This window comes from Enterococcus avium (assembly GCF_002891025.1).
In the GTDB taxonomy this organism is placed as follows: Bacteria; Bacillota; Bacilli; order Lactobacillales; family Enterococcaceae; genus Enterococcus_A; species Enterococcus_A avium.
Genome location: NZ_NBSL01000003.1, coordinates 53,370 through 65,586 on the forward strand (window position 1 = coordinate 53,370; position 12,217 = coordinate 65,586).

Genomic DNA, 12,217 nt, shown 5'->3' on the forward strand with positions numbered 1-12,217 from the left:
ATACCTCAGGAATTTTTAATTGCACGAACATTTTTAGTAGCAGTGATTTTAAATGCGATTGCCTAATCATTCTCGTAGTGTTCTGGATGTATTTACCACCACAAGAATTGAGGAGAACAATTATGTGATGAAAATAGTCCATACTGAAAGCGTTGAAGCGGCTTTGCAGTATGGACTGACTTGGCGTGGAAAATAACCGAACGATCAAGCCCTATCGTTATTGATAGGTGTAAGATCGTTCGGCTCTGATTTAATGACTGATCATTCTTAAGACTTTTTCTTCAGTCTCATCTCAAATCAACCTATTTATTTTTTTCGATTAGCTCTTGAGCTTCTACAATGATACGATCCACCGTAAAATTGTAATCCTCCAGCAAATCTCCTGCAGGAGCAGACTTTCCGAATTTCTCTAAGCCGATTGATGCTCCATTGGCGCCTACATATTTGGACCAACCAATTGTTGAACCCAACTCAATTGATAACTTGTTATCAACATTTGCTGGTAACACGGATTCTTTGTACTCCTCGCTTTGTGCATCAAATAGTTCCCAGCTAGGCAATGAAACAACGTTTATTTTGTACTGTTTAAGCTGTTCTTTTACTAACATAGCCATTTCAACTTCAGAACCACTTGCAATTAGGATTAATTCTGGATTGTCTGAGTCTTTAGATAGGACATATCCGCCTTTTTCGGCATTTTCGAAATTGACATTCTCAATTACCGGCACATCATGTCTTCCAAGAGCGATTAGGAATGGACGATCTTTAGATTGGACTGCCAGTTTCCATGCAACGATTGTTTCGTTAGCATCTGCTGGTCGGTAAACAACTAGATTAGGCATCGCTCTTAAAGATACCAGGTGTTCTACTGGTTGATGAGTTGGTCCATCTTGCCCAACTTGTATACTGTCATGAGTCATGATATAAGTCACAGGAACACCCATCAATGCGGAATGACGAATGGCAGAGCGCATATAGTCAGAAAATACTAAGAAAGTTCCGCAATACCCTCTTAACCCACCATGTAAAGTTAATCCGTTACAAATTGATGCCATGGCAAATTCGCGAACACCAAAATAGATATTTGGTCCTTCATGATTTTCTTCATCCATAAAGGGTAATCCTTCAACCGTTGTCTTGTTTGAAGAAGCTAGATCGGCAGAACCTCCGACTAAAATTGGTAAATCTTTGTAAATTCGGTTCAACATTTTTCCACTAGCTGTTCTTGTCGCCATTTTTTCTTCTGTAAATGGTGTTAAAGCCGTTTCATTTAATTCAAACTTCTCATTAATCACCTTTTCTAATTCTGCCGCCAATTCAGGGTACTCATTTGAATATTCGTTCATCAATTCATTCCATTGCATTTCTAGCTTTTCACCATTAATAGCAATTTCATCGAAATTCGTTTTTACATCCTTTGGTACAAAGAAATCGTCATATTCCCAGCCGATTGCTTCTTTGATTTTCTTAGCTTCTTCGGCACCGACGGGGTTGCTGTGAATTTTCTCAGTCCCCTGCAATGTTGAGCCGAATCCGATGATTGTTTTTACTTCAATTAGCGTTGGTTTCGTCGTTTCAGCTTGTGCTTCTTTAATTGCTGCGGAAATTTCATCTAAATTATTCCCATCAGCAACATAGAGCGTTTGCCAGTTCATTGCTCTAAATTTTTCTTGAATATTTTCATGAGCCGATTGCGTTAATGGTCCATCTGAAGTAACGTCATTTGAGTCGTAAAGGGCGATTAATTTTCCAAGTCCTAATTTCCCGGCGATAGCCGCTGCTTCTAATGCAACACCTTCTTCTAAATCACCATCTCCGCATATGGTATATGTGTAATGATTTACTACATCAAAATCCTCTTTATTAAAACGGTCTCGTAAATGTGCTTCAGCAATAGCCATCCCGACTGTCATTGAAAAGCCTTGTCCTAGCGGTCCTGTCGTTGCCTCTACTCCTGGTGTATGGAATACTTCTGGATGACCTGGTGTCTTACTGTCTAGTTTTCTAAATTGTTTAATATCATCCATTGATAGAGCATAACCGGATAAATGTAATAACGAATACAACAGCATCGAGCCATGACCTGAAGTTAAAATGAAACGATCTCGATTAAACCATTTTGGATTTTTAGGATTGTGGTTCATATGATATCTAAATAATTCGTAGCCCATAGGCGCAGCACCAAGCGGCGCACCCATGTGACCATGATTTGCATTTTCAACACTATCAACAACCAGATTTCTCATAGTAGTAACCGATTCTATATCAATTTTATTCATTTGACTTCCTCCATTAAATTCACGATAATTGAAATTTAAAATACACTTTGTAATAATTGTCCGATATAATAGACAAGTAGTCCGACAATGTTAAAGTCTGTTTCTGGGAAAGATGTCCCAGTTAATCCAATATTTTCCATAATTGGGTAAATTAATGCTGGACCAACAGCAATTAAAATCCCGACAACAAAGGAGCCTGCTACGCATCCTTTCCAACCACCGGTAGCGTTACCAAATACACCTGCGGTCGCACCAATGAAAAAGTATGGAACTGCTACTGGGATGATTACGATTGTACCTATTAGTCCCATAACAACCATGGTGACTAATCCACCAGCATAAGCTGCTAGAAAACCAATTACAGTCGCTGTCGGCGCAAATGGAAAGACCACTGGACAATCCAAAGCTGGGCGTGCGTTAGGAATTAATTTTTCAGAGATTCCAACAAACGCGCTGACAATTTCTCCCAGAAACAGTCGAACTCCGGTAATAATTACATAAAGTGCCGCTGAAAATCCCAAGCCTTGAAATAGTGGATAGACTAACCAGTTCACTCCACCAGATAATTCCTCTACTGCTCCTTTCCCTGCAGCAATCGCCGCGATATAGAAGAAAATAATCATTGTAATTGAGACACCTACTACGTAATCCTTAAACATTGTTAACCAACCAGGTAAGTTTAAATTTTCAGTACTATCTTCTGGTTTTCCGACTTTTGATCCAATCCATCCAGAGAGGGCATAACCAACAGTTACATAGTGTCCCATTGCAAGCTCATCATCACCAGTAACTTTTCGCATGTATGGCTGAGCGATGGCTGGAAATAGGCCCGCACAAATCCCTAAAATGATTCCTCCAAATATAATAGTCAGCGAATTGCTCATTCCTAGTGCTTTAAACATAATTGTCAATAAAGCAGCTAAATAAAGATTGTGCTGTCCTGTTAAAAAGATATATTTTAATGGCGTAAACTTAGCAACCAGCAAATTACACAAGAACCCGATCAACATGACTAATGAAACCGTAGTACCGAACTTATCTTGAGCTAAAGCAGTCACCGCCTCAGCTAGTGGCAGAACTCCTTTTAGCCCAAAGCCTTCCGCAAACAAGGCTTGAAAACTATCTAAGGAAGTTACCGCCGCCGCCGATCCAACCCCGAAAACTAAGAATCCAACAATTGTTTTTAATGTGCCTGAAATGACTTTATCAGCAGGCTGTTTTTGTAATAACAACCCGGTTAAGGCAATAATACCAACTAAAATTGGTGCCGAAGCGAGTAAGTCAAACACCACTACCTTTAATATTTCCATTGTTTTTCCCCCTTTTATTACTCCTGACTATCAAAAAATGCCTGCAATTTTGTCTCGATTTCTTTTTTATCCATCAAATTATTGATCCCGATTATATATGGAACCTGCCCTTTTAATTCATCTGCTACGTCAGCCATTGTGATCAATAAATCTCCTTTGAAGCTTTTCACATCATCCAAAGTGCTATGTTGTACCTCTAATGGAAACGACTTGGCTCTTACAACTTGATCCACTTTGATTTTCAGCATCATACTTGATCCCATCCCTGTTCTACAGGCAATCAATGCTTTTTTAATCATTCCTACATCCTCTCTTTCTCAAAATTTTTGATATACTCGATGATTTCTTCTGGATTTGTAGCATTATCCAATACCTGATAGAAGCTTTCTTGATCCAACAATTCTGCCAGTTCCGACATTGCAGTTAAATGAGTCTGATTATCCAGAGCACTTAAACCAAAAACATATTTCACTGGATCATTTTCCTCATTACCAAAGACTACAGGTGTTTTTAAAGTAGAAATACTAATCCCGATTCTTCTCGCTCCTTCTTCAGGTCGAGCATGTGGTAAGGCTACGTGTTTGGTAATAACAATATAGGGGCCGGTTTCTTTCGTTGTCTGAATCATTCCGTCAATATAGCTAGGTGTGGCAACCCCCGTACTGACTAAGACATCTGTAGAATTACGGATTGCTTCTTCCCAGTTCGTAGCCTCTACCTGTAGTTTCACAAGATCCTTGTTGGTAATTTCGCTTAACAACGGATACTCACCTCCTTCTTCGATGATGATTCTAGAATGATTGACATCTGCTTGAATAAGCAGCTCATTTTCAATTTTTTCGTATTGTTCTCTCGTTACATACTTTTTCACCACTTTAAGTGTCTCCGCGAGTTTTGAGTCTAGTAATGATTCGTCATTTAAAATCTCATACACACGTCCAATCAACTCAAATTTTTCTTTTGATGTCATGATTGGATTGACGACAATAAATGGGATTTTCATACTCAACATGTCAGTGGTGATGGTAGTCGTAAAAACAATATCAAAACTATCAGATGCTATTTTTCTACGAAAATCTTGCACGACAAACTCTATACTAGGAAATAAGGATTCTAATTCTTTTTGTAAAATGATTGATGTTCCAATGCCATTGGGGCACAAAATCAACCCCCGATTCCTTTTTACGTGCTCTTCTTGTTCTTCAAAAGCAGATGCAGCAAAATGTACTGTTAAAAAGGCAATTTCATCTGTTGGAAGTTCTCTATCAAACAAAGGCTGCAAAGGCCTAATTGCTTCATTAACTAAGGCATACATTTCTGGATACTCTTTTTGTATTTTATGAGCTAAAGGATTAATGATAGGCAAGTGATAAAATAACCGATAATAGCTAGGCCTAAAATGTTCGTACAATCTACGAGTAACTGCACCCTTATCTAAAAAACGAATACCTGACAAGCTTTCAAAACGTGCGATTAGTCGTTGAATGATTTTTACGATCATTGGTTGATCTGACGTGCGATTATCGATATTTCCAGCGGATAGACCTAGAATCCACGCAGAGATATAAAGAATATTTTCTGATAATTCTATTTGGAAAAAATTACATACATGAAGACTAAACTGATACTCGTTCGATTGATGATCGATAAAATCACTAATCATCTTTTGAGGCTGTTCATATTTAAATCGCTGACTCAACAGAATGAAACAATAAGTAAATTCCTTGAGTTTGTTTTCGAAAAAAGAGATATTATATTTTGCACTCGCCTCTAAGATCTTGCTTTCTATTTCTGAGTAATCAATATTCAATTGCTTTTTTAAGAAACTTTCTAAAAAAAGCTCCCCATTATCCTGATGAAGAAAGTTAATCACTGTTTTCATTACAAGATAGCGAGTATCTGCTTCATCACCATCTAAAAAATATCCTTTTGTTCGAGTGTAGCCAACGTTGATTTCACTTTTTTTGAGCCTTCGTTTTACCTCCTTCAAATCATTTACAACAGTTGATCGACTACTATCCAACATTAAAATTAAGTGGTCCAACGACAAATACTCTAATGAACAAGAAAGTGTTAATAAGATCATCAATTGTCGGTTTTCTTTCGAATGATAGACGTCCGAAAAAAATTCCATTTTTAAAAAATAATTTTGTAAATATTTTTGGATTTTATTATCCAAGATGAGCTCGCTGCTAGAGACTTTGACCAATTCTTGATTACCTTCAGAAAGCAGTTCGTTTATTTTTTTAATAGAATAAGTAATTTGCCTCCTTGTTAGTAAAAATTTTCTTTCCAAGTCTGCTGTATTCCTTTGATCTCTAAAAGCAATCTCTTGAAGAATAGATAAATCTTGACTATCAATCATTTTCCTCAGCTCCTACCTAAAATATAATGGCTGCGTTTACATCCTTCAATTGCTATTCAATTCATCTTTTGTTTTGACGCTTAACAAAATTTAAACAGTTGCAATAGCCATATAGCTTATTTATAGTGTTTTAAATAACAAAAAAAGGTGAAAATGTAAACTGAACTTTGATCATGTTGATTCGCTATACCTCTATAAAATGCTCTTGATTCGTTGTTAATCTATTAAAATTAGTAAAACCAAAAAAAGGAACAAATCAATCTTCACCAATTACGAAAAATCCGCTTGTAAACCGACTATCTAGTAATAATACTTTCCAATACAATCTCAGGCTGTTTTGCCTTTTGATTAGCTATAAAAAAATAAGACCAATCACCGATTAAGATGATTGATCTTCAACGTTTAATCTATTCGATTTGTAGATACTTATGTCAATTTCTAATAAGAGTTTATCCAATGTGCTAATGAAAGTTGGAACCAATAGTATAATCTAGAAAACGAATAAGATTGTCGATCAAGCTAGTGATTTTTTATAGTTTTTAGTGGCTCCTTTAATTATCCTTAAGATAGATCTCTTTTAAATTATTAAGATCATCGTTGGTTAATCCCAAGCCTTTTTTCAAATAGCCATTAACGCCGCCATATTGTTCTTCCATTGTATCGTAGGCAGTTTGTAAGTAATTCTTACGAACCTCCATCATGGCAGTAATATTTTCAACTGCCTGTTTATTATCATTTGAGGCTTCTTTGACTTGTTCTATGGTCTTTTCATTCTCCGATTTCCGATACTTATTTGATAGTAAGTAGTCCTCGAAAATCGTCTTTTTATCGACATTTAGAGCGCTTAGTACAAGCATAGTCGCAAAACCAGCTCGGTCTTTTCCAGCAGTACAATGCCAAAGAGTAGCACCATTTTTAGTGTCAAGCAGGACATCAAAAAATTTCTTATAATTTTCACGTGCTGTAGGTGTTGTAACAAGCTCTGCGTTGATTTTCTCCATGTATTCAACACCATTAACCTTGTCTAAGTTTTTATAAAAGTCGTCTTTACTAGCGGTAGCACCACTGTCTTTCATGACGCCGTAATGGTAGTTTTTAACATTCTCAATTTCTGGATCAGGTTTTGATGCAACCTCACTATCCGTACGAAAATCGACAATATTTGTTAGTTTGAAATCATGAACCAATCGTTCCTTATCTAATGGGACAAGGTCAGCCAGCTCACCTGAACGGATTAGCTTATTCTTTTTAATCACCGCTCCATCTTTTGTGACGATTCCTCCCAAATCCCTCGTGTTAGCTGATCCCACTAGAACAATTTTCTTGCTAGTATTCTTTTCGGAGGCAAGAGAAGTTGTTTGTTCTTTGGATTTCTCAGCCGCTTTGTGAACCGTGTGTCCCCCAAAGAACGCAATAGTTAAAACTGTAACACAAGATAACACCACTTTTTTCAAATTCATAATACTCTCCTTATGACATTGTTTTGTATTTGTTACAAAACTAAGAATACTAAATGAATGTAAAAATTAGGTCAATATGCTGAAAACTCTTTGTAAAGCTTGATGTGCTTGGTTGGATGAGATGTAAAAATGATAAGAGGAGATACCTTCCGAATTGCAATGGCATTCACTTAAGAGATTAGCGTTTATAAAGTAGCATTATTATGAATATTTTGAAATAGCAGCCTTTTTTGGCTATATTTTCTATTTGGTGAATTTTCTTACAGTCGAAGCTATGATGGGCCTCTTCTAAAAATGTGTCTACTAAAGCTTCCTAACACCAGTTTTATCCTTATTTTTATAGAGATTCTTTTGTGTAAAATTATGGGGAGTTAGGATATAAAGAACCGAAAAAGAGAGATTGCGCTAACAATCTCCCTTTGCAGCACCGTTTAATGCGGTGACCAATTTAACGATTTTTTATTGTCTTTATTTTTGCTGATCGTCATTATTATTGCGAATGCTGCCGCAACCATTAACGCTTGATTGAGGATGTCATTAGCTTTCGTTTTCTATTGATACAAAGGCTTCTATTCTTTCCAAAATATCAGCAAAACAGCTGATTTCACAGGTATCCTTTTTTTCTATATTTCGTTTACAAAAATCCAATGATCTCATTTGATGGACGGATATTTGCCCACTTACCTTCGAATCATTTGTTATTAAATCTACATACAATGGCGCTTTTCTTTTCACCGAGGAAATTGGACAGACATAACAGAATCCAGTCCGTCGATTAAACTCATAGTTTGTTACGACAACTGCTGTTCTTCTTTTCTTTATTTCAGCACCTAAAGATGGATCGAAGTTAATAAAGACAATATCTCTTTGATGAGGGATATACATCAATCCGTTTCCTCCGATGGCAAAGTGTCAAACTCATCCCATTCAACATCTTCTTTTGTCATTTCGTTTCTAACATCGCCCCAAAAATCATCATTATAGTATATGTCTTTAATTTTTGGAGTTAACACATAGGCATTATTAAACATTCGCAAAGTAAACTTGTCTCCTTCACTCATATGGGCCTTTTTAGGAAAAATTATTCCGACAGAATTACCAATTTTTTTTACTTCGACATCCATACTAATCGCCTCCCGTTAGAACAAGTATAACTTTTTAATTAGGGCAGAGCAATAGGTTGGAAATGATCCTTAAGAACCTCTAAAAATCTTGATCTATCAAGCTTCTTCTCCCACTAACACAAAAGTTTTCTTTTCTAACTTGATCATGAAATGGACGTTTAGAAGTGCTTTAAACTAAAATACGCAGAATGTTCAGCTTTTATTTTTATCTTATCTATATCACGAGCGTTGCCAAGCTTCTCGAACCTGCCTAATCCGTGATGTAGAGCAATTCAATTATAAAACTATTTTGGGATGTCTTATCCAATACCAATAAAAGGAAGCTAAGTAGAAACGCCTTTGCTTTCGGTGTAAAGATCGCATGGTTACGGGCCTTTGAGCGAGATGTTGAGGATTTGCCGGATAAGGACGATTAGGAGCACAATGTACAATAAATAAAAAAATGTCCATACTGCAAGCGCCGAAGCGACTTTGCAGCATGGACTGACTTTGTGTGGGAAAATACTGAACTTTCATTAATATATTGTGCATCACTTTTAGTATTCGAATTACCTTTTACTTCTCACCGTTTTAACCAAATAATTAGCAGCGGTATCAAACCACTCCACCAATTCGACCTATTTATAAATATGACTGAAGCATTGGGATTTTGACAACTTATACCGACTTTTTGCTAGTTCAGGGTATTATGTGTAAAACTAGAAATTTTTTAGATAGACCTACTATTCTATCCTGCAACAATCTAATCACTTAACAGTTAATTCGGTTGTTATTCATTATTCCCTTCAATCTTTACTGAGGTCCCTTAATAAAAGTCCACATCAATGCACCTTTATAAGAACCAATTTTGTCTGCAGGATGCAAGGCTAGTCGCATACAGTCTGCAAGTTTCACCGAAAATTGTCCCTTTCCTTCGAAAAGCGGCTGATTTTCATCGGTGATTTGAAAAAGCTTTCCTTGGTTATAGATCTCCAATCGATTAACTAGCAGTTCTCCAGATTCGTTCTTCAATGGCTGATCTTCTCGAACTGAAAGTGTCCATGTTGTTGATTTCTTCTTACTATCATCGAAAACGTTAATCTCCTGATCACCAACAAACTTGATCAGCGTATCTTGAGGAGGTATTTCTTGAGACTTAAAATTAATCACATCAGGTAGTTCAATACGTGGTCCAACAGCTTGGACGATTGTGCTGGCTTCAGCACTTAAGCCTCCCGACCTTGCTACTGCAACGACTTTTGTTCCTTCTTTTTGATTGGGAATCGCAAGCTTGTATTCACCATTTTTATTGACAGTCCCACTAGCTATAACTTTGCCATCCGCTTTAATCTCAAGTATCGCTTCCGGTTCAGCAGTTCCGCTTACTTGTGTGCTCTCCGTGGTTAACTTATCAATAGTTGTTGGTGCAATTTCGGTTTTCTTTGAATAGATTCCACCTGCTATTTTTGCAACTTTCCCTGAATCAAAATCTGCTTTAAATGTTGAATTATTCGATGCCAAATCCAGAGTATGCTGCCCAGTCGTATAAGTATCTAAGGTAAAACTGGCTGACAATGGTCCCTGATATATCGCATCTGACATCTCTGTTCCTATATTACCAATTTTCCAGGTACTTACCCCTTGAGAAGAAGAAAGTGATACCTTCGTCTTAAGCTCCCAAGCACCCAAGGCGTTTCCTTTACTGTTGGCTATCATAAAGTTCGATCCTTCCTGCAACTCTAATTTGTTACCGGTTTGGAGAGTAGATTGCAGGCCTTCTGACGTTGCCACCAAGGTCCCATTACTTTTTACAATGACAGACCCGTTATACAGCAAAATGGCTTCTTCATCCGTTACTTTGGAGGTAGCCTTCAATTTAGCATCGTTATAAATGATCAATGACCCATTGTTTGCTCCGCCTCGAATAGCTGAATCTGTCGCAGAATTAATCTCAACATTTCCGTGTAAATCAATTTTGCCATTTACATTGTACATAAACATTCCTAGTCCTTGAGCATCAACGGTAAAATTTGCTCCATCTCCTACAGTCAAGCCGTCACCAGAGTAGATGGCAATTGCATTCGCTGTGTCTTTAAATGTCACATTCGAATGGTCTCCAACATTTAGTTTTTGTCCTTGAAAAATTTCCTGCAAATTGGCACTTGCTTCAATATTGCCTTCAAGATTGGCAGTTCCAGCGGCCAAATAAATAAACTGATAACCGGAGGAAGTCACATTCTTATAGTTAACCGTTACACCCGGATACTCCGACCAAAAAAAAGAATAAATAGGCTGATTGATCAAATGAATCTCTTCAATGGTACACACTGCATTACTCAACGCTACACCTACACTTTGATAATTCACATCGAGTGTATGTCCATTACCAGAAATTTTTTTATTACCGATAAAATTGAAAGAATCTAGTATTTTGATGTCGTTTTCTAAAGAGATTGTCTGGACGTTCGAATCAAGTAAAGCTGCCTTAAACTCTTCATATGTGTCTACGTTCACAGTTGCTTGATCTGCAACTTTTTTATCCGCTTGTTGTTCTACTAGTCCTGAACTTTCTTTCGTTTGATTGGACTCTACAGAAGCGTTTGTTTCAGAACTACTAGCTGTATTTTGTCCTTTTCCAGGTACAGAAATATCAGAATTTTTCGTTGAACTTTGTACATTCTTAGGTTCTAATGATCCATCATTCGTGATTCCACTCATTTTTGTGTCTTCTGGCCGATTAGAAAGTATTGCATTCTCAGCAGAATCATTGGTGTTTTCTTCAACGATAGTCGCTCCAACAGTCCTTCCACAACCGATTGAAATTCCGAACAGTAAAACGATTGGTAAAAGATACCTTACTTCTGAAATTTTTCTCATTCTAATACTCCTTTATTTCTACTAGTTTGATAGGAGGGTCGACTAATAAAAAATATTTTCTGCCAAATTAACGTTCACATTACCTTTCCCTCGCCAGAGTAATTGATTTTCGGCATTCATTTGGACGTGTTGCCTCTTTTACTTATAGCTCGATGTTTGAGCTTTTCTATTTATTAATAGCTGCTTTTCGGCTTCCTGATTTTTACTATGTGTTTTCCTGTGAACTCTCATTCAGTTTATTTTTCAAAAAATATACGAAGAAAAACAAACATAAAATCAATACGCCGATACTTCCGAGTAATAAGTATTTTTCTTCATTTGTCTTTGGGTACATTTTAGAACCTGATTCTGGTGCGATTACTCTTTCCTGAGGTGCAGTATTTTTAGAATCATTCATCGTTACCTTTTCCATTGGTATCGTTTGATTTTTATTACTAGGCTGATAAAATGATATACCTGCTTCACTTTTGACTTGTTCAGCTCCGCTATTGGCGTAGAGATACAGATTACTAACGAAAATAGAAATAGGCGAATAACTTTTTTCATTTTCTTCCCTCACTCTAACTTTTTTTCAATTTACAAATATCAGCGATTACACCAAGAATAATTCTTAGTTTCTTTTATTCCATCAAATTCTTCTGTAGAAATCCTTAATTGAAAGTGCCGCTCTGATTCTTCTTTCAGCTGCCGCACAACTGTTTGTGACTCAGAAGCCTGATTCTTAAAGGATGAACCGCCAATCCATTCAACACCATTCGACCGCAGCGAAAACTTTACAAGAAAAAATAAGTACCCCCATACGACTTGCATAAATAAAAAAGTG

General features: G+C 36.9%; 11 protein-coding genes. 1 reads left to right on the plus strand and 10 read right to left on the minus strand.

From position 1 onward, the window contains the following. Window positions 1–58: 58 nt before the first annotated feature. Window positions 59–196, plus strand: a complete 138-nt coding sequence (locus AUF14_RS22575) for a hypothetical protein (RefSeq protein ID WP_193756248.1) — start codon at window positions 59–61, stop codon at window positions 194–196. Between the two features lie 106 nt (window positions 197–302). Here AUF14_RS22575 and tkt read toward each other — a convergent pair whose 3' ends face one another. The 10 genes from tkt to AUF14_RS15985 all read right to left on the minus strand — a co-directional run bounded on the left by tkt (window position 303) and on the right by AUF14_RS15985 (window position 12,204). Continuing rightward, on the minus strand, window positions 303–2,279 hold the full coding sequence (gene tkt, locus AUF14_RS15935; RefSeq protein ID WP_070505088.1) for a transketolase: 1,977 nt from the start codon (window positions 2,277–2,279) through the stop codon (window positions 303–305). 35 nt (window positions 2,280–2,314) lie between these two features. Then, window positions 2,315–3,589 (minus strand): PTS ascorbate transporter subunit IIC, encoded by a 1,275-nt coding sequence (locus AUF14_RS15940; protein ID WP_016177949.1) that lies wholly within the window; start codon window positions 3,587–3,589, stop codon window positions 2,315–2,317. Between the two features lie 17 nt (window positions 3,590–3,606). Continuing rightward, a complete protein-coding gene (locus tag AUF14_RS15945) occupies window positions 3,607–3,888 on the minus strand; it encodes a PTS sugar transporter subunit IIB (protein ID WP_016177948.1) in 282 nt (93 codons plus the stop codon). 2 nt (window positions 3,889–3,890) lie between these two features. Continuing rightward, window positions 3,891–5,954 carry a BglG family transcription antiterminator gene (locus tag AUF14_RS15950; RefSeq protein ID WP_070505087.1) on the minus strand — a complete coding sequence of 688 codons (2,064 nt, stop codon included), beginning with the start codon at window positions 5,952–5,954 and terminating at the stop codon, window positions 3,891–3,893. Between the two features lie 551 nt (window positions 5,955–6,505). Further along, window positions 6,506–7,414, minus strand: coding sequence for a tyrosine-protein phosphatase (locus AUF14_RS15955; protein WP_083291870.1), 909 nt, complete (start codon window positions 7,412–7,414; stop codon window positions 6,506–6,508). Window positions 7,415–7,951: 537 nt separating this feature from the next. Further along, entirely contained in the window at window positions 7,952–8,299 is a 348-nt protein-coding gene (locus tag AUF14_RS15960; protein WP_070505086.1) for a type II toxin-antitoxin system PemK/MazF family toxin, read from the minus strand. Then, the gene (locus AUF14_RS15965; protein ID WP_070505085.1) at window positions 8,299–8,538 is read right to left on the minus strand and encodes an AbrB/MazE/SpoVT family DNA-binding domain-containing protein; all 240 of its coding nucleotides are present in this window, start codon (window positions 8,536–8,538) and stop codon (window positions 8,299–8,301) included. The genes AUF14_RS15960 and AUF14_RS15965 overlap by 1 nt, the downstream gene beginning before the upstream one ends. Before the next feature lie 792 nt (window positions 8,539–9,330). Then, window positions 9,331–11,394 carry a pectate lyase-like adhesive domain-containing protein gene (locus AUF14_RS15975; protein WP_102866131.1) on the minus strand — a complete coding sequence of 688 codons (2,064 nt, stop codon included), beginning with the start codon at window positions 11,392–11,394 and terminating at the stop codon, window positions 9,331–9,333. Window positions 11,395–11,599: 205 nt separating this feature from the next. Further along, entirely contained in the window at window positions 11,600–11,953 is a 354-nt protein-coding gene (locus AUF14_RS15980) for a cell wall protein (RefSeq protein WP_227656366.1), read from the minus strand. 26 nt (window positions 11,954–11,979) lie between these two features. After that, entirely contained in the window at window positions 11,980–12,204 is a 225-nt protein-coding gene (locus AUF14_RS15985) for a hypothetical protein (protein ID WP_034875949.1), read from the minus strand. Window positions 12,205–12,217 lie beyond the last annotated feature (13 nt).

Coding starts and splice junctions, on each gene's coding strand:
- tkt (WP_070505088.1), bottom strand. CDS start 2,279: ATGAATAAAATTGATATAGAATCGGTTACTACTATGAGAAATCTGGTT.
- AUF14_RS15940 (WP_016177949.1), bottom strand. CDS start 3,589: ATGGAAATATTAAAGGTAGTGGTGTTTGACTTACTCGCTTCGGCACCA.
- AUF14_RS15945 (WP_016177948.1), bottom strand. CDS start 3,888: ATGATTAAAAAAGCATTGATTGCCTGTAGAACAGGGATGGGATCAAGT.
- AUF14_RS15950 (WP_070505087.1), bottom strand. CDS start 5,954: ATGATTGATAGTCAAGATTTATCTATTCTTCAAGAGATTGCTTTTAGA.
- AUF14_RS15955 (WP_083291870.1), bottom strand. CDS start 7,414: ATGAATTTGAAAAAAGTGGTGTTATCTTGTGTTACAGTTTTAACTATT.
- AUF14_RS15960 (WP_070505086.1), bottom strand. CDS start 8,299: ATGTATATCCCTCATCAAAGAGATATTGTCTTTATTAACTTCGATCCA.
- AUF14_RS15965 (WP_070505085.1), bottom strand. CDS start 8,538: ATGGATGTCGAAGTAAAAAAAATTGGTAATTCTGTCGGAATAATTTTT.
- AUF14_RS15975 (WP_102866131.1), bottom strand. CDS start 11,394: ATGAGAAAAATTTCAGAAGTAAGGTATCTTTTACCAATCGTTTTACTG.
- AUF14_RS15985 (WP_034875949.1), bottom strand. CDS start 12,204: ATGCAAGTCGTATGGGGGTACTTATTTTTTCTTGTAAAGTTTTCGCTG.